Origin of the sequence: Parashewanella tropica (assembly GCF_004358445.1) — a bacterium.
Lineage (GTDB): Bacteria > Pseudomonadota > Gammaproteobacteria > Enterobacterales > Shewanellaceae > Parashewanella > Parashewanella tropica.
This window is the reverse complement of the sequence record NZ_CP037951.1, coordinates 4064313-4082699: the sequence shown is the minus strand read 5'-3', so window position 1 is coordinate 4082699 and position 18387 is coordinate 4064313. Positions and strand designations below refer to the sequence as shown.

Below are 18387 nucleotides of genomic sequence, written 5' to 3'. Positions count from 1 at the left end.
GGTAAACTCTGGTGTTTAACAGAATTTTAAATGAAACGGCTGCTTGGTTTAAGTGAAATCATGCGGCTTTCAACCTAAAAACATCAATTGGCTACGTTTACAAGCGTTTCACCCATTCGGTGAGTGATGAAATCATAAAAATTGCGCCTTTCAGATAGTTATTAACTTAACGAGCGTTCAACTGATGTTTTTAGGTTCACTGATTGCTGGGAAATAAAATGGCAAAGAAAGGTTTTTTCTCTTGGTTCCGTAGGGATAAGTCAAAGGCGAAAGACGAGCCTAAACAAGTAGAAACACAAGAAGAAGTACAGACAGTTGAAACTCCAGAAGCTGAAGTTGTTGAGTCACAGCCAGCAATTGAGAGTAAGCCAGTAGAAGTAAGCGTTGAATCTACAGAGGTTCAAGATCAACAAACACCTCAAGATAGCCAAGAAAAGGTTGTTGAAACAGGCACAGAGGTCGAAAATCTTGCAGAGCCAGAGCCAGAGCCAGAGCCAGAGCCAGAGCCAGAGCCAGAGCCAGAGCCAGAGCCAGAGCCAGAGCCAGAGCCAGAGCCAGAGCCAGAGCCAGAGCCAGAGCCAGAGCCAGAGCCAGAGCCAGAGCCAGAGCCAGAGCCAGAGCCAGAGCCAGAGCCAGAGCCAGAGCCAGAGCCAGAGCCAGAGCCAGAGCCAGAGCCAGAGCCAGAGCCAGAGCCAGAGCCAGAGCCAGAGCCAGAGCCAGAGCCAGAGCCAGAGCCAGAGCCAGAGCCAGAGCCAGAGCCAGAGCCAGAGCCAGAGCCAGAGCCAGAGCCAGAGCCAGAGCCAGAGCCAGAGCCAGAGCCAGAGCCAGAGCCAACAGCCGAAGCTCAGCTGGAACCACAAGCAAAGCCAAAAAAAGAAGGTTTTTTTGCACGTCTAAAACGAGGCTTGCAACGCACCAGTGAAAACATTGGTAGTGGTTTCATTGGCTTATTCAAAGGCAAGAAGATTGATGATGAGCTGTTTGAAGAACTTGAAGAACAGCTATTAATTGCCGATGTGGGCGTCGAAACCACCACACGCTTAATCGATAGCTTGACGCAACATGCGTCGCGTAAACAGCTGAAAGACGGTGAAGCCTTATATGAGTTGCTTCGAGAAGAAATGCAACAAACGCTTGAGCCAGTATCAGCGCCACTTATTCCTGAGGTTCCAGAAGGGCAAGACGGTCCGTTTGTGATCTTAATGGTGGGCGTAAACGGTGTGGGTAAAACCACTACCATTGGTAAGCTTGCCAAACAGTATCAAAGCCAAGGTAAATCGGTGATGTTGGCGGCAGGAGACACCTTCCGTGCCGCCGCGGTTGAGCAGTTGCAAGTGTGGGGACAACGTAACGATATTCCAGTGATTGCACAACACACAGGAGCAGACAGTGCTTCAGTATTATTTGATGCCTTGCAAGCGGCGAAAGCGCGTGGCGCTGATGTACTGATTGCTGATACCGCAGGACGTTTGCAAAACAAATCGCACTTGATGGAAGAGCTGAAAAAAGTCGTTCGCGTAATGAAAAAGCAAGATATGAACGCACCGCATGAAGTGATGTTGACCTTAGATGCCAGCACTGGGCAAAATGCCATCAGTCAGGCACAATTGTTCCAAGATGCGGTAGGGGTAACGGGCATTACGTTAACCAAGCTTGATGGTACCGCAAAAGGCGGGGTGATTTTTGCTATTGCCGATAAGTTCTCAATTCCAATTCGTCATATTGGTGTTGGTGAGCAAATTGATGATCTACGCGCTTTTGATGCCAAAGACTTTATTGATGCGCTGTTTAATCAAGAAGAGCAGAATCCTAATCAGTCTTGATAGACTGGATGAATGTTTAACATTCAATGTCATATGATAGGGGTCATAATGTGGTAAGACAACCGTCCATGACAGGATGTCACGGTCGTCAGTACATGGACGTGCGTTTCTGTTGTTGTCCATATTATGACTCCTTAGTTAAGGCTCAACCTCTGAGAATATTGGGCAAAAATAATTAACGGAATACTATGATTGAGTTTGAGCAGGTAAGCAAAGTTTATCCCAGTGGTCAAAAAGCCTTAACTCAGGTGAATTTTGCCCTAGGCTCTGGGGAAATGGCGTTTTTAACTGGGCATTCGGGGGCTGGTAAAAGTACCTTGCTCAAACTGATCACCGCGATTGAGCGAGCCAGCGCTGGTCGAGTCATTGTTAATGATTACGATGTCTCGGCTCTCAAACCCAAGCAAGTGCCGTATTTTCGCCGTAACATTGGTATGATCTTCCAAGATCACCACTTATTGATGGACAAAAGTGTGTTCGATAATATCGCGCTGCCTTTGATCATCGAAGGCTACTCTATGGGCGATATAAAAAAGCGGGTTGCGGGTGCGCTGGATATGGTGGGGTTATTTGGTAAAGAAAAGCACCTGCCAATCATGCTCTCTGGTGGTGAACGCCAACGAGTAGGGATTGCCCGTGCCATCGTCAATAAGCCTTCATTATTGTTGGCGGATGAACCTACGGGTAACTTAGATCCTAAACTGTCTATGGATATTTTAAGGCTGTTTGAGATCCTCAATGATGTCGGCACCAGTGTCTTGATTGCCACCCATGATTTGGGCTTGATCGCTCGCATGAAATATCGCACTTTGACTTTAAAGCAAGGTAGAATGTTGGGAGGTGAGCATGACTAAGCCAACTTCCAGCCTTAATGCTCTTAATCACAGTAAGTTGCCATTGTCAGGTCGAATAGTGATGTTTTTTGTTCGTCATATTCAGCAGGCGCTTGCCAGTGTTGGCGAAATTTGGCGAACACCAGTCTCATCGTTAATGACCATGATCGTATTGGGCGTCAGTTTAAGCTTACCTGCCGCGTTGCAAGTACTCGTTAAAAATGCCGCTGTGATCACCAACTCATGGGACAATGCGGCGCAAATTTCACTTTTTATTGATTCTCCTCGTAGTGAAGCTAGCATTCAGTCTTTACTCACTCGTATAAAGTCCGATCCAGATGTCAGTGAGGTGCAATACATCAGCCGCAAACAAGCCTTAGACGAGTTTCAAGCGTTATCAGGCTTTGGCGATGCGTTAGCTTATTTGGACGACAACCCGCTGCCAGCTGTGGTAAGCGTTACCCCGACCACTCAAGCCTCAAGCCCAGCTAAAGCCAAAGCGCTGCTCAAACGTTTAGAGCAAGAGCAACAAATCAGCTTTGGGCGTTTAGATATTGAGTGGCTACAGCGCTTACAAGCCATCGTATCCATCATTCAACGAGCGGTGTTTGCGGTTGCACTCTTGCTGATTTTGGCGGTGACCTTAGTGATAGGCAATACGATCCGTTTATCCATTGTGAATCGTCAGCGAGAAATCGAAGTGATGAAGCTGGTGGGGGCAACTGATGCCTTCATTCAACGTCCATTCTTATATTCTGGTCTGTGGCTAGGTATTATCGCTGGTGGATTGGCTGTCATCATAGTGCAAAGTTTGGTGTGGTATCTTGATGGTGCTTTAGTCGGTTTACTACAATTGTATGACTCGCCGATGTCGCTATCCATGTTGTCACTTAAAGAATGCGGTTTTCTCTTGTTATTTGCGGCGCTTTTAGGTTGGTTAGGTGCTTATCTATCAGTAAGGCAGCACTTAAAGGCGATTGAGCCTAGATAGAACTTTTAACTGGTATAATAGTCTTATACCTTGTTGCAAGCTTAATAAGAATTAACTTGATGGTTGACATATTCTGTCAAATAATGAATATTGTTCAATCCGAGCTTTTTATTGTTTCACTTTTTTTATTTCATTTAGGAGCTTACTTAAATGACCCAAGACAAACATTCGATGGCACTGATGGCTGTCCCACAAGGGAGCAGCAGCCTAGAGTCTTATGTTCAGTCCGTAAATGGCATTTCAATGCTGGATGCGCAGACGGAATATGAACTTGCCAAACGTTTGCAGGAAACGGGTGATTTACAAGCGGCTAAAAAGCTCATTATGTCGCATCTTCGTTTTGTGGTGCATGTGGCTAAAGGCTATTCTGGCTACGGTTTGCCACAAGCGGATTTGATCCAAGAAGGTAATATTGGTTTGATGAAAGCGGTAAAACGTTTTGATCCTACCGTAGGTGTTCGTCTCGTATCTTTTGCTGTGCATTGGATCAAAGCGGAAATTCATGAATACGTACTGAAAAATTGGCGTATCGTGAAAGTGGCGACTACCAAAGCACAGCGCAAGCTGTTCTTTAATCTGCGAAAAGCCAAAAAGCGTTTAGGCTGGTTCAGTGACGATGAAGTCTCTATGGTGGCGGATAATCTCGGGGTGTCGAAAAAAGACGTGCTAGAGATGGAATCTCGTATGGCCGCTCAAGATCCGGCGTTTGACTTAGCCTCTGATAATGACGATGACTCTACCGATTTTGCACCTGTGCAATATCTAGAAGATCACAGTTCAGATCACGCTCAAACCATTGAACAAGATAACTGGGAATCACAAGCGCAAGCACGACTGCTATCAGCGATTAAAACCCTTGATGAACGTAGCCAGCACATTCTGCAAGCCCGTTGGTTGAATGAAGACAAATCAACCTTGCACGACTTAGCTGCACAATATAATGTTTCTGCTGAGCGTATTCGTCAGCTTGAAAAAAGTGCCATGAAAAAGCTGAAGGCTTGTATGGCGGCTTAAGCGCTGCTTCCAATTAATTCACTAAGCACCTGCCTCGGCAGGTGTTTTTGTTTGCGAAACAATCTTAACTTCCCAAATTATTGATCCATTCACTCATCACTACATGAGTTTTAATCGACTTTATGGTGTCTTGGGCATCAATAAATTCACGAATTTCATGTAAACGCTGCATGGAATCAGCTTTGACAAATACCAGTAAGTCCATGTTGCCACTGATCCCAAAACAGGTTTGAATTTCTGGAATAGCTTGAAACGTCGGAATGATCTCATTACTGCGAGCACAAGTATGCTCGATTTCAAAATAAGCACAGACGCCTTGTTTCTGTGATTCGCTCAATAACACTTGATAACCACGGATAGTGCCATTTTTCTCAAGACGTTTAATGCGATCAGTTACGGCACTACGAGATAAACTCACTTGATCAGCAATATGAGAGATGCTCTGACGGGCATTTTTTCTTAATTCGTTGATGATAGCTTGGTCAAATTTATCCATACCGCGGCTCCGATTTTCCCTGTTTCCGACATTCTGACTGAAAAAAAGCAAAATTCCGACACTTTGTCTGTGAAAGAGTCAAAATTTGTTAGTAACTCCAACACATTGTTTTTTGCTTATCTCTATAATTCAGCACCATAGATTTTATTGGAATATACCGACTGGCAGCCTGTTCTGCCAGAGTTTTAATTGTGAGGCTAGGTAAAGAAATTGATGAATGCAAAAATTGGGCGTTGGCAAGGGGCTGGATTAATGGCCACCACTTTGTTGGGGACAGGGGTTTTTATTTTACCGCAGGTAACCGTTAAGTTAGCAGGTGCTGGAGCCTTGTGGGCTTGGGCTATCCTGACGTTAACCATTATTCCGGTTACTTTGATATTTGGTAAATTGTCAGGTCGCTACCCTCATTCTGCAGGACCTGCGTATTTTGTCGAAAAAGCCTTTGGTCGAACCTTAGGGCGCACCATTGGTTTGATTTTTTTATTTGTGGTGCCTTTTGGTGCACCAGCGGCAATATTAATGACCTTTGAGTTTGTGAAATCCATACATCCCGTTGAAGGAACAGCGGAATTGATGTTGCAGCTTCTGGTGGTACTTGGCTTGTTTTTGGTGGGGCGTCAGGGATTACAATTATCTGCCAAAGTTCAGTTTGCACTTACGCTGACGGTTGTAGCGATTGTCATCGCGCTATTTGCCGCCAGTGGCGTGCATTTTGACAAACTGGATTGGCAGCCAATGGATGAGATTGCAATTTCGCCAATATTTGCGGCTATGGGTATTGCCTTTTGGAGTTTCCTTGGTGTTGAAGCCATAAGTCATTTAGCCAATGATTTTGAAAATCCCAAGCGTGACATGCTACCCGCGATGATCATTGGTGTGGTACTGGTGGGCATCATTTATCTGGCGTGTACGACCTTGATTTTATTAGTACCAACGGAATCATCGTTAGCGATGGCGGGAATTTTCGATAAGTTACTCGGCGGTTATGGCGCAATCGTTATCGGCATATTAGGGATTTTAAGCGGTTTAGCTACGGTGAATGTTTACAATGCCAGTGCCGCACGTTTGGTTCGTAGCTTTAGTGAAGAAGGGTTATTGCCGAGCAGCTTAGCTAAGGTGAATAACAACGGCGTGCCTGAGCGAGCTTTATCGGTGATTTTAGGTTTTATGGCAACGATTTTAGTACTGACCTTTATTAGCGAACACGATCTAGAAAGCTTGATTGCTTGGACCAATGGCGTATTTGTGATCATCTATTTGATGGCGATGTTAGCGGCGTTAAGATTACTCAGTAAGCGAAATCTACCACTGATCATCACTGGTTGTGGATTCTGTTTGGCGATGGGTTATGCCTTGGGCGCAAGCATGAGTTATGCGGTGGGGCTTGCGTTGGTAAGTATTCCATTGATTTGGCGTCAAAAGAAATATCTGGCGGCTAAACAGGCTTCAATCTAGATATAACTAGGGCGTGTTGATCTTTCTTGATTGTTTTTGCAGCGATAAATTGGTTATCTTTTGCAAGGCGGAGCTTGTGAAGTGTGGTACTCCACATGAACAAGCGATAACGTAGTAAAAGTGACCAATTTACGCTGTCTTCGATGCTTTGAGCGCTTCCTGTTCTGTGTTGTGACCAGTTCACTTAGATTGCTAAGCTTCACTGCTCACGCCTTAAACAGAAAAGCGCTCAAATAGCACAAAATTTAATCCTGAAAGACCAACACGCCCTAGCAGTAGAGGCTTTCGCTTCTACTGCTGGATACTTCTTATCTTCTCTTCGGTCGTGCTTTGCTCTTTTTATGATGAAAGTAGCTTAACGACATTCCGGTTAGCACTATCCACATCGAGATCCCACATAGCCAAGAAACATAGTTTACTCCCATATGTGGTAGTTGAATTAACAGCCATTGAGTAGCAACTAAGGCTAATATGCCACTCACTTGCATCACTTTTGCAGATTTATCCGATAAGCGTTGATTGAACACCACATTAAAATGCTTACTTTGGCTGAATGAAAAGCACAAGATAGCAATTGCAGAGAGTAAGTGAACGATTAGCATGAGGCCGCCTTTTTCATTGTCGCTTTTACAGGTTTCTTATGTGATGCTAACTGACGTTGGGACAAATAGCGCCTTAACACTAATGCCAATAACGCCGAAGTTACAATACCCATTTCAACACCTAAAAAGGTCAGGTTTCCTGTTTGAATGGCTGTGATCAGATACTGCCCTGAACCAACGAGATCAATGAGGGGTAAACTTAGCAATAATATCGCTAATAGTAGTAAATTATGTTGCCAATATTGGCGGGCTTTAAACGCCATGGCGAGCAGTAAGCATGAGCCCCAGCCACCAAAAAAGCTCAGCCATTCTAGCTCGTAGCGACCATCAATTTGAGCGGGTAATAATCGGTTGGCTAAAAATAAACAGGCGATACCAATGGGTAATCCACCGAGCAAAGCTTTGTTGCTCCAGTCTATTAACTTGGTGCCTGAATGACTGACATTGCGTTCGATACGATTATTCAGCCATAAAATCGCGCCGGTTGCGATAAGCGCTGAGCTTAAGGTTCCTAGAATAAACAATATGAAGCGCAGACCGTCACTGGCAAATTTACCCTCGTGGAGACCTAAAAAGACATAGCTGATCAGCTTTGGTACGCGTGGTGCTTGGGTTTGATGAAGCAGTTCACCTGAGCTGGCATCAAAGGTTAAGGTTTCGCTTTGACGTGATAAGTCACTTTTATTGCGATAAAACATCAAGTAACCGTTTTGATCATAAGGATGATAGTAACTCACCCAACTGATGCTGTTTGGCTCAGACCACTGTGATTTCACTTGGTCTAATATTGGCGTAATATTTTGGATTGGCTGGGCTAACTCACCAGATGCTTTACGGTCAAAGCCTTTAGGGCTCACTTGTGATGACAATTGGCGATAGCCTTTATCATAGTGATAGTTGGCTGATGCGGGGACATAGAGTGAAAAGTAAAACATCATTCCGCTTAGGCAGATCACAAAACAAAACGGAATGGTGACAATACCTATGATGGCATGTGCATCAATCATGGCACGTTTTAGATTCTGCCAACGCAGTAAAAAGAAGTCTTTGAAAAAACGTCTGTGAGTGAAAATACCAGTGAAGACACCTATCAACATGGTAAAGGCGGCAATCCCAGTGATATAACGACCACCGTATTCTCTTAGCTCAAGCGTATAGTGAAAGTGGACAAAAAAACTGCCGCCAACGGTTTCTCTTGGCTGCACATCAGTTGAGGACAGGGATTCTCTTTGACCGTCACGGCGACCTTGTCCCGGCATTTGCCAACGAATTTCGGCTTTAGGGTCGCGCTCGTTACCTAGGTTGATGTTCCAGCGGCTGGCTCCTTGAGCTTTTTGATTGAGAGCTGCAATGGCTTGTGGGATCACTTGCTGCTGAGCTTGCTGTTCAAGCTTTTCGGGTTGCATCCATACATCTAGCTCATCAGCGTAGTAACTGAGCGTTCCAGTCACAAATACCGCAAACAGCAACCAGCTTAAAAGAAGCCCGCTGTATGTATGCAGCCAGATCATCGAGCGTCTAAAATTTCCCTTCATGACATTACCTCGACAGGAAACAAATAATACAAACCCATTAGGGCAATGCTAGCAATACCTAAATCGCGGACAGTATGGATGGTTTTCTTGCAACAAAAGCACCAAATAAAGGCAATAAAGGCAAACAGGTAACTGAACATTAAACCAATGAAAATGGCATCATGGACATTATTAGTGAATAGCCACAATGAAACAGGGATCATGCCGAAACTGGCACAGATCCCAACCCCGTAGCCACCAAAGATAGCCATTAAGGTTCGAATAAAAACTGGAAGAGAAAATGTCATGGTCTTTAATCTAACAATCGGTTCTATGTGATCGCCCAACGGCGAAGTAAATTAGCATGAGACTTGGTGATCAAATCAAACTCGGGGGTTTTACCATGTTGTTGCATGATTGTCTTCCTCGCCGTGTCCAAATCGTACAAAATTTCACGTTTTTCTAAACTTGACACTAAACTTTCAATCCAAGTTAATACCGCTACCCTTTCTCCACTGGTAACTGGGTTGACTCGGTGCAAAGTCGTACTTGGATAAACAATGGCGTCTCCGGCTTCCAATTTGTACGCCATTTCGATACCGCCTAGCGTCATGGTCAATTCACCGCCTTCATAATCCTTAGGATCTGAAAGGAAAATTGTGCACGAGATGTCGGTACGTATCAGTTCTTCATGGTGCATGATGGCATCATCGATGTGATCACCATAACCACCTTGGTCAGTAGATTTACTGACAATAAACGGCATCATTTTTTTAGGGTAAGTCAGCGCAGTAAATTCGGGGTTTGCACTAAGAGCAAGGGTGACAGCTTGATTTAGCTCATCAGTAAGTTGCTCATTGGCAGTCCATTGCAAATTGGTTTTTACGCCCTTTGCATGCCAGCCTGCGGTATTTTTTCCATCTTCAAATTGCCCTTGGCTAATAAGTTGGCGAAGAGCGTTGACTTGCTGTGGAGTCAAAAGATTCTTTATGGGTCTGATCATTGGCTTGGCCTTTTAATCATTCATTCTAATCGCGATAGAAAATTATAAATTCGTTAAAACCCCAAAAGCCTTCAATAATGACGGCTTGATTTGGAGTAAGATTATTAAGTTAGAAGGTATACTTCACTTTCATGTTCAATGCACGAGGAGCATTTGGCTGAACCGTTACCCAGTTAGCACCGCCTTCTGCACGGTTTTTATCAAGTGCGTTGGTCAGTGTCATTGAGAAATCCCAGTTCGACATTTTGTAGAATGCACCTAAGTCCATTTCCACATAGCTCGGAAGAATGTATTTTCCGTCAAAGCGCTCAGAGTTGTACTTTAAGCCCATGCCAAATGACAATTCTTCATTAACTTTGAAATTGTTCCAAATAGATGCAGAGTGTTTTGGCGCATTATTGGCTTGCTTGCCTTTGTTATCACCAATGGTGTCATAGGCGCGGTTAAAGGCGTAGTTAAAGTTGGTATTAAAGTGATCGTTAAAGTGGTAAATCACTTCAAGGTCGGCACCTTTAGACTGGAAGCTTTTCCCACTCAGCTGTTCAAGCTTGTAACCTTTACTGGTACGAACGAATTTAGTGCTATTTTCACGATCCATTCGATATAAAGTTAGTGAGGTTGCTAGATCGCCATTAAGCAAGTCGGCTTTCATACCTACTTCATAATTGTAACCTTCAACAGCTAGGTAATCGGTTTTTCCTTGACCATATTGTGCAATCCATCTTGCATTAACAGGCTGGTAAGCGCGGCTATAAGTAGCAAATACATTGATGTCATCGGTTAAGGCTTGAACAACACCAAAGTCCCAAATGAAGTCATTGTAGGTTTTGCTATATACCTTATCACCTCGAGTTTCTTTTTGCTTTTGCTCTACATAACCTAGGCCTGCAATTACTGTCGTTTTACTCGTTACTTTAATTCTGTCTTTTAAGTACGCGTTAGTATCTTTTTGAGCTCTAGGGGCAAACTTAACCTCAAGTATTGAAGCTGGTACTGGACCTACAATTTGATTGTCTGGGTTTGAAGCTGAAATCCAGTTTTTACCCTTTGCGTCATCTGAACTTTGGAAGTTACGTTCAAACAATACATCGGCATCACGGAAGTTATAACCAAGAAGAATGTGATGTTCCATTCCCATTAGGTTAGCAAAACCTTGGATATTGGCATCAAATAAACGATATTTATCGTCGCCTTTAGTGAACACCCATTTACGGTTAACCTTATCTTTACCGATTTCATTGTCCAAGCCTTTACTATCAGAAATGTACAAATCAAGCGCTTCAGATTCAGTCGTACTATAGCGGTACTGAGCTAATGCACTCCAGTCGGAATTAAAATCATGATCCAGTCTTAAGCCATAGCTTTTCGTTAGGTTTTTACCTTTATCGTTTTTACTACCGTAATACTTACCACGGTTGATTGGTTTGCCATATCGCTTAAATTCACCTTTTGAAAAGTTTTCAGTGAATACGCCGTCAGCATAGCTACTGCCACCGGTTAATTCACGGTTAGCGTACTCAAAACGTGGCATTAATGTGGTGCTTGGAGATAGGTTCCAGATGAAGGACAAGTCCACTTGCTTTTCATCTGTTTTACGACCTTTTTGGAAGTGATCACCTGATGGGGTGTATTGTGCCAATAAGCGATATAGGTAGGTGTTGTCGTTATCAATGGCGCCCGTGGTATCTAAGTCTAAGCTAGTGCGGTTTTGTTTAAAGTTACCCGTATCGCCAGATACATAGCTACGATTTTTAACGCTGATGCTAGTTTGAGCAATTTCTTGCGGCTTTTTAGTGATAATGTTGATGATGCCGCCACCAATACCAGCACCATAAAGTAATGCTTCTGGACCGCGCAAAAATACGACTTGCTCTGCGTTAAACGTGCTTGGAGAGCGAGAACCTGTTCCGCCCTCACCACCCTGAAGTGAACGCATACCATCAATCATGACCATATCAATGCTAGTGCGGATACCGCGAGCGGTATAAGTACGATCCGCAGGACCATTAGCACGTACACCTGCCACATAACCAAACGCTTCTTTTACGTCTTCAATGGCGCGTTTATCCAGATCAACAGCATCTAAGACAGTAATCGAGCGACCTACATCTTTAAGATCCACATTCATTTTAGTCGCTGTATTGTCTTTAATGTGTAATTGGTTTGGACGGTGACCATGAACCTCAATGCGTTCGATGTCTTCTTTGGCTTTGTTCGATTGGGCATCATCAGCCAATACCATTGGTGATGTTACTGCAAGTGTTGAAATTAATGCACTGTTTAGCATAGCCGCTTGATTAAGCTTTGAGGCTTTCCTTTTACTCATAAAATGAATTCTCAGAATAGTAGGGTTAATGAATGTCATTGAGACGATTTGGAATTGGCGCGAATGATAATGAATATCATTTGTGTTGTAAATAAGTTTTAGTGAAAAATATTTTTTATTTAAAATAGATAGTTAAAGTACTTTTGATACTCGGTATTTTGTTTGCTGGTACGATGAGCTGGAATTGAGTTTGGCGAAACCGTTTAGATAAGTTGTATTTTTGTTTACAGAATGTTGCGCTTTTGGCCTGGAAATTCTAATGATAAAGGCAGGTAAAAAACGATAGTCATATCGTTTTTTACCTGATCCAAATTTTGATATTATTTCTCTAAGGTAAAATCTAATTTCACTTGCTGATTACTTTGAGCTAAGGCGACACCGTTTTCACTTCTGGGCTTATAACGCCACTTCTTGATCGCTCTTAACGCCGCCTTATCAAAGGTACGTTTGGGGTCGGCATCAATGACTTTTGCATCAGTGACTTTGCCTAACTTATCGATATTAAACGCGACTAATACCCAACCTTCTTTACCATCTCTCGCAGCTTCTGGTGGATACATAGGTTGCACCTGTACTATGGGGGTTGCACTACCATCGGTACTAGGAAAAGCCGGGATCTTTTCTTTTGTTACAGTAGGAAGAGTGGGAAGCTCAGGTGTTTTCGGACCAACTAAGACTGTCGTATTCGGCGTTTCTGACGTTGGCACAGGAAACTTGGGAGGTTTAGGTGGCTCAGGTTTATCCTTAAGCTCTGGTTTTGGGGGCTTAGTCAGAGGTTTTGGCTCTTTGAAATCTCCTGCAATGGAGGTTGGTGGTACAGGTTCGGCTGACTGTGGCGTAGGCGCATCGTCAATTAACTTAGACATGAAGTAAAACAAGCCAAGTGTCACGATGACTGCGGATAGACTCAGTAGCGCTGTCTTACTTAAAAAACCTTTGCTTTTCATAACGTGTTCCCTCCGTTGTAGACACCCTTTTAGAATTACCAGTAATTGAAACAAATGCAAAACATTTTGTTACATTTGGTAATGAAAAACGAATCAGAAAAACAAAAGTGAGTTAAATTTCATCAAAATGCAGACGGTATCACGCAATTGATAACCTCTGCTACGGTGCAATGACAGTCGATTTTGGGTATCCTTAGCAGCAATCACAATTTATTAACTGGGCTTTGAAATTTCATGTCATTGTCAGCCACATTTACAGAAGCATTTAATTTTTTTAAAAATCATTTTAAGCAGTTAGCCATTATTACTGTGCCATTCATTTTGATCATGAATGCGATACAGATGTGGATTGGTACTCAGATCAAAGCGGTTACGCAAGATAATCCTGAATTTAGTTCCATGACCTTAGCGGCTGTGATGGCGTTAGTGATTGTATTTTCATGGTTGTTTTCATCTCTGACTTTGTTCCTTGAAGTTCGCTCACAAGGGCACGAGCCCAATGCTCGCCAGATCTGGTTTAATGCACTGCATTTTATCCCTGCGATGCTACTTGCCGCTGTGTTCAGTGGTTTGGCGATCGCAGGACCGTTTTTTGTCTTAATTGCGGCGTTGAAAGAATTCGGTGCGCTTATTGGCTTGGCTATCGCCTTGTTTATCGGCACGCGTTTGACCTATGTGAATTTTATGGTGGTGTCGGAGCGATTAACCCCAATGAAAGCTATATCAAGCAGCTGGAAGTTGAGTGGGCCAATCATACTCCCGACACTTGGAATTGTGATGTTATATCTGCCATTATCACTGATTGGTGGAGCGCTATCACAAGTGACGTCACAAGTTGGTATGCCATTGCAGCTTATCGTAGAAACTGCAGTTGCTTTCTTTGGTTTATTTATCAATATCGCTCTATTCCGTTTATATATGCTCAATCGTGGAAATCTTTCTGAAGGTGAAGACTAATGCAAAATTTTGATTTCTATAATCCAACGCGTATTTGCTTTGGAGAAGGACAAATTGCTAAGTTAGCAGACTTGGTTCCGCAGGATGCAAAAGTACTGATTCTTCTTGGTGGCAGTAGTGCTCGCCGCAATGGAACGCTTGATGAAGTTAAGCAAGCTTTAGGTGAACGACAGCAATTTGAGTTTGATGGTATTGAGCCAAATCCAACTTATGAAACCTTGATGAAAGCGGTTGCCAGTATTAAAGAAAATGGCATCGACTTTTTGTTAGCTGTTGGCGGGGGCAGTGTCATTGATGGCACTAAGTTTGTGGCTGCAGCAGCACATTATGAGGGGGAACCATGGGAGATCATGCAAACCTTTGGCGCTAAAGTCACTTCAGCTATGCCGTTTGGTAGTGTGTTGACGCTACCGGCTACGGGCTCTGAAATGAACTCAGGCAGTGTGGTCACTCGTAAGTCTATCAAGGCAAAGCTCGCCTTTATGAGTCCTCATGTCTTTCCACAGTTTTCAATACTCGACCCTGTGAAAACCTATACCTTGCCTAAACGTCAAATTGCTAATGGTGTAGTGGATGCGTTTGTGCATACTACAGAGCAGTATTTAACTTACCCTGTGGGTGCCATGGTGCAAGATCGCTATGCCGAAAGTTTATTAAAAACTTTGATTGAAGTGGGACCAAAGGCATTAGCTAACCCAGAAGATTACAATGTGCGCGCTAACTTAATGTGGACGGCGACTTGTGCATTAAATGGTGTCATCGGCGCAGGTGTGCCTCACGACTGGGCGACACATATGATTGGTCATGAGCTCACGGCGCTGCATGATATCGACCATGCTCGTACTCTGGCTATCGTTTTACCATCATTATTACGTCACACAAAAGCAGAGAAAAAAGCAAAATTACTGCAATATGCAGAGCGCGTGTGGGATATTACCGAAGGTGATGACGATACTCGTATTAATACCGCGATTGATAAAACTCAAGCGTTCTTTGAAAGCTTGGAAATTGGCACTCGTTTAGGTGATTATGAGCTAGACGAGTCTCATGTCGATGCTTTAGTTGGTCAGCTGGAAACCCATGGTATGGTGGCGTTAGGTGAGCACCAAAAGATTGACCTTGATGCCAGTCGTGCCATATTAAAAGGAGCGTTGTAGGTTAAGCATCCTTGTTTGAGCATACAGTTAAGGAAACGCTGACACGCTGTGAACCCATCCATGGGCGCTCAGCCTCGGCATCCATGCCTCGGATGGTCAGCTTATTCCTTACCTGTATTTTTGATGCTGATTCAATGACAATTTACACAATGAATTAAGCCTTAACACCATAAGGAAATGAATATGCGTAATGGACTGGTTTTGTGTTTGCTTTTATTAAGCTTGCCAGCAATGGCTGCTGTCTATAAGTGGATAGACAAAGACGGCAAGGTTCATTACAGCGATAAACCCAGACCCGGTGCCGTTGAAGTCAAGCCAAGTGTTCGTGTCCTTAATGAGATGTCCTCTTCTGTCATTACGCCTAAAACTCACGGTTCAACTGAAACACAAGATAAAGCGATAACTGCAACAGTAAGTATTGTCTCACCGCAAGATCAACAAACCATTCGAGATAATAACGGTCAGTTTGAGGTGGTTGCGGTAGCACAAGGTACAAGTGACAACTTTATGTGGCAGTTGATGGTGGATGGTCAGCCTTATGGTGATTTTCAGTTAAATGGCCGTTTTCAATTGAATAACCTCGATCGAGGTGAACATCAATTACAAGTCATTGCATCCCCACGAGGCAGTGATAAACAGATAAGCAGCGATAAGATCACCATTTATCTGCATCGCCATTCTAAAAATTTTCCTAACTCTCCATTAATTCGTAAAAAACCTTAATCCCTCAGAATTTAGATCGTTGCAGCTAGGCTAAACATCAGGCACACTGTCTGCACTACTTTGGTGCAAATGTATCGCTAAGCCATGGACTCGACACTTATTCTTGAAAACTTAAGTACTGCCGTGATGGTGGTGAATGATGAGCTGAAAATCAGCTACATCAACACAGCCGCATCTCAACTTTTGGGGTTAAGAAGCAGTAAGCTACAACAAGTATCACTTAATCAAGTGGTCGATAGCTCTGATATTGAGTGGCAAACCTTAAAAACAACCGTGGCTCAAGGGCAAAGTTTAGCGGTGAATCGTTGTCAAATTACAACGTTTGATGGCGAAATTCATACTGTGGATTTTATGCTGTCGCCGTTAATGCCAAGTGATAAATTAAGTGTACTTGAACTTAGAAAGGTAGATCAGCAACGACGTATTTATCAGCAATCTCAACAAGATGCACAGCAACAGGCGGCTCGATTTTTAGTTCGAAATCTCGCTCACGAAATTAAGAATCCGCTGGGAGGACTCAGAGGAGCTGCCCAATTATTAGAGCGTGAACTTAAGGGGAATGAGCTCACTGAATTTACACGTATGATCATAGAGCAAACGGATCGAATGGGAAATTTAGTGGATCGGTTACTTGGTCCTCAACGACCAGTGGCTCATAAGGTTTACAATATTCACCAAGTGTGTGAGAAGGTTTTGAATCTTGCTCAATTAAGCTTACCTCCGCACATAACGTTTAAACGTGATTATGATCCTTCTCTGCCTGATTTTGCGATGGAGCCAGAGCAAATGCAGCAAGCACTGCTAAATGTCATACAAAATGCGATTGAGGCGATGGGAGAGCAAGAAGGGCAAATCATTGTAAAAACGCGCACGCGGCATCAAGTCACATTAGGTCAAGTCCGGCATAAACTGGTGCTTGAATTAAGCGTTATCGATGATGGCAAAGGTGTGCCTTTTGAGTTACAAGACACCTTGTTTTATCCGATGGTGACAGGGCGAGAACAAGGAAGTGGTCTTGGATTATCCATTGCCCAACAAATTGCTCACGTACACCAAGGTCGGTTGGATTTCGAGTCTAGACCCGGACAAACCGTGTTTTCTTTTTTAATCCCGATTGCATATAAAGAGCAACAATGACAGAACAAGTTTGGATAGTTGATGATGACAGTGCCATCCGTTGGGTACTGGAAAAAGCCTTAACCTCAGTAGGAATTAGCTGTTGTAGCTTTGCTACGGCCGATAGTGTATGGCAAGCCGTAGAATACCAGCAGCCACAAGTGATTTTGTCTGATATCCGTATGCCGGGCACAGATGGCTTGGTTTTACTTGAAAAACTGTCTCTGAATTATCCTGATTTACCCGTGATCATCATGACCGCTCATTCGGATCTCGATAGTGCCGTTAACGCCTATCAAGCAGGTGCCTTTGAATATTTACCTAAGCCATTTGATGTCGATGAAATGTTGGCATTGGTTGAACGAGCGTTAGCAAAAAATTCGAGTAAACCCACTGCCCAAAAGCCAGAAATGTTAATTAATACACCAGAGTTAATTGGTGAAGCGCCGGCAATGCAAGAGGTCTTTCGTGCAATTGGGCGTTTGTCCCGTTTCTCGGTAAGTGTGTTAATTAATGGAGAATCAGGCACGGGTAAAGAATTAGTCGCTCAAGCCTTACATAAACACAGCCCTAGAAAGGAGAAGCCGTTTATTGCACTTAATATGGCGGCGATCCCCCATGAGCTGATTGAAAGTGAACTATTTGGTCATGAGAAAGGCGCTTTTACTGGCGCTCAGCAAACTCGGCAAGGTCGCTTTGAACAAGCCAATGGTGGAACCTTATTTCTTGATGAAATCGGTGATATGCCACTGGATGTGCAAACACGGTTATTAAGAGTGTTGGCTGATGGCACCTTTTATCGTGTTGGAGGTCATCAAACGGTAAATGTTGATGTTCGTATCATTGCTGCGACCCATAAAGATCTAGAAACATTGGTGGCAAACGGTAAATTTCGCGAAGATTTATTTCACAGGCTAAATGTGATCCGCATTCCGTTGCCGTCGTTGGCAAAACGAAGTGAAGATATTCCTAAATTGGCTGAGCACTTTTTAAGAATGGCGGCCAAAGAAATGGGAGAGCCTGTAAAAGTCTTAGCAAAAGACTGCATTAAGTGCTTACAAACCTTACCTTGGCCGGGAAATGTGCGCCAATTAGAGAATGTCTGCCGTTGGTTGGCGGTGATGGCAAGTGGCGAAGAAGTATTAGAGTCGGATTTGCCAGAAGATATACTGCGAGTAAAAACCTATGACAGTACAAGCAATAGTGAAAACTGGCAGCAACCGTTAAAACATTGGGCCATGCAGCGATTACAGGCAGGAGAAGAGGGCTTATTGTCTGAAGCACAACAAGCCCTTGAGCAAATTCTGATCCAAGCTGCACTGGAGCACACTCATGGTCATAAACAAGCCGCGGCTAAATTGTTAGGCTGCGGCCGCAATACCATTACTCGCAAGTTGAAGTAAGTACGTTTTAGTTGTCGTTCACACTAT

At 43.6% G+C, this 18387-nt stretch carries 17 protein-coding genes; 10 read left to right on the top strand and 7 right to left on the bottom strand.

All coding sequences use genetic code 11. The annotated features are described in order from the left end of the window. Nucleotides 1–218 precede the first annotated feature (218 nt). The 4 genes from ftsY to rpoH all read left to right on the top strand — a co-directional run bounded on the left by ftsY (nucleotide 219) and on the right by rpoH (nucleotide 4661). Nucleotides 219–1823 carry a signal recognition particle-docking protein FtsY gene (gene ftsY / locus E2H97_RS18155; RefSeq protein ID WP_133408425.1) on the top strand — a complete coding sequence of 535 codons (1605 nt, stop codon included), beginning with the start codon at nucleotides 219–221 and terminating at the stop codon, nucleotides 1821–1823. A gap of 188 nt (nucleotides 1824–2011) precedes the next feature. Continuing rightward, nucleotides 2012–2677, top strand: coding sequence for a cell division ATP-binding protein FtsE (gene ftsE / locus E2H97_RS18150; RefSeq protein ID WP_133408424.1), 666 nt, complete (start codon nucleotides 2012–2014; stop codon nucleotides 2675–2677). After that, a complete protein-coding gene (ftsX, locus tag E2H97_RS18145; RefSeq protein ID WP_133408423.1) occupies nucleotides 2670–3647 on the top strand; it encodes a permease-like cell division protein FtsX in 978 nt (325 codons plus the stop codon). Before ftsE ends, ftsX begins: the two co-directional genes overlap by 8 nt. Before the next feature lie 150 nt (nucleotides 3648–3797). Continuing rightward, a complete protein-coding gene (rpoH, locus tag E2H97_RS18140) occupies nucleotides 3798–4661 on the top strand; it encodes an RNA polymerase sigma factor RpoH (RefSeq protein ID WP_133408422.1) in 864 nt (287 codons plus the stop codon). A gap of 64 nt (nucleotides 4662–4725) precedes the next feature. Here rpoH and E2H97_RS18135 read toward each other — a convergent pair whose 3' ends face one another. Further along, nucleotides 4726–5157, bottom strand: coding sequence for an Lrp/AsnC family transcriptional regulator (locus tag E2H97_RS18135; RefSeq protein WP_133408421.1), 432 nt, complete (start codon nucleotides 5155–5157; stop codon nucleotides 4726–4728). 213 nt (nucleotides 5158–5370) lie between these two features. Between E2H97_RS18135 and yjeH the strand changes: the two genes are divergently transcribed. Continuing rightward, nucleotides 5371–6612, top strand: a complete 1242-nt coding sequence (gene yjeH, locus E2H97_RS18130; protein ID WP_133408420.1) for an L-methionine/branched-chain amino acid transporter — start codon at nucleotides 5371–5373, stop codon at nucleotides 6610–6612. Between the two features lie 308 nt (nucleotides 6613–6920). On the opposite strand, the gene E2H97_RS18125 is transcribed toward yjeH, so the two are convergent. The 6 genes from E2H97_RS18125 to E2H97_RS18100 all read right to left on the bottom strand — a co-directional run bounded on the left by E2H97_RS18125 (nucleotide 6921) and on the right by E2H97_RS18100 (nucleotide 13004). Further along, nucleotides 6921–7214: a DUF3325 family protein gene (locus E2H97_RS18125; RefSeq protein ID WP_133408419.1), complete on the bottom strand. Its 294-nt coding sequence runs from the start codon at nucleotides 7212–7214 to the stop codon at nucleotides 6921–6923. After that, the gene (locus E2H97_RS18120; RefSeq protein ID WP_133408418.1) at nucleotides 7208–8749 is read right to left on the bottom strand and encodes a PepSY-associated TM helix domain-containing protein; all 1542 of its coding nucleotides are present in this window, start codon (nucleotides 8747–8749) and stop codon (nucleotides 7208–7210) included. The genes E2H97_RS18125 and E2H97_RS18120 overlap by 7 nt, the downstream gene beginning before the upstream one ends. Further along, a complete protein-coding gene (locus E2H97_RS18115; RefSeq protein WP_133408417.1) occupies nucleotides 8746–9036 on the bottom strand; it encodes a hypothetical protein in 291 nt (96 codons plus the stop codon). Before E2H97_RS18115 ends, E2H97_RS18120 begins: the two co-directional genes overlap by 4 nt. A 23-nt stretch (nucleotides 9037–9059) precedes the next feature. After that, nucleotides 9060–9731: a Fe2+-dependent dioxygenase gene (locus E2H97_RS18110; protein WP_133408416.1), complete on the bottom strand. Its 672-nt coding sequence runs from the start codon at nucleotides 9729–9731 to the stop codon at nucleotides 9060–9062. A 109-nt stretch (nucleotides 9732–9840) separates the two neighbouring features. Next, nucleotides 9841–12057, bottom strand: coding sequence for a TonB-dependent siderophore receptor (locus tag E2H97_RS18105; protein WP_170308355.1), 2217 nt, complete (start codon nucleotides 12055–12057; stop codon nucleotides 9841–9843). 320 nt (nucleotides 12058–12377) lie between these two features. Further along, the gene (locus tag E2H97_RS18100) at nucleotides 12378–13004 is read right to left on the bottom strand and encodes an energy transducer TonB (protein WP_133408414.1); all 627 of its coding nucleotides are present in this window, start codon (nucleotides 13002–13004) and stop codon (nucleotides 12378–12380) included. Between the two features lie 234 nt (nucleotides 13005–13238). Between E2H97_RS18100 and E2H97_RS18095 the strand changes: the two genes are divergently transcribed. The 5 genes from E2H97_RS18095 to glnG all read left to right on the top strand — a co-directional run bounded on the left by E2H97_RS18095 (nucleotide 13239) and on the right by glnG (nucleotide 18360). Next, entirely contained in the window at nucleotides 13239–13961 is a 723-nt protein-coding gene (locus E2H97_RS18095) for a hypothetical protein (RefSeq protein ID WP_133408413.1), read from the top strand. Continuing rightward, on the top strand, nucleotides 13961–15118 hold the full coding sequence (locus tag E2H97_RS18090) for an iron-containing alcohol dehydrogenase (RefSeq protein WP_133408412.1): 1158 nt from the start codon (nucleotides 13961–13963) through the stop codon (nucleotides 15116–15118). The genes E2H97_RS18095 and E2H97_RS18090 overlap by 1 nt, the downstream gene beginning before the upstream one ends. A gap of 183 nt (nucleotides 15119–15301) precedes the next feature. Next, nucleotides 15302–15841, top strand: a complete 540-nt coding sequence (locus E2H97_RS18085; protein ID WP_170308354.1) for a DUF4124 domain-containing protein — start codon at nucleotides 15302–15304, stop codon at nucleotides 15839–15841. Between the two features lie 84 nt (nucleotides 15842–15925). Beyond that, a complete protein-coding gene (gene glnL / locus E2H97_RS18080) occupies nucleotides 15926–16978 on the top strand; it encodes a nitrogen regulation protein NR(II) (RefSeq protein WP_133408410.1) in 1053 nt (350 codons plus the stop codon). Further along, entirely contained in the window at nucleotides 16975–18360 is a 1386-nt protein-coding gene (glnG, locus tag E2H97_RS18075; RefSeq protein WP_133408409.1) for a nitrogen regulation protein NR(I), read from the top strand. The genes glnL and glnG overlap by 4 nt, the downstream gene beginning before the upstream one ends. Nucleotides 18361–18387 lie beyond the last annotated feature (27 nt).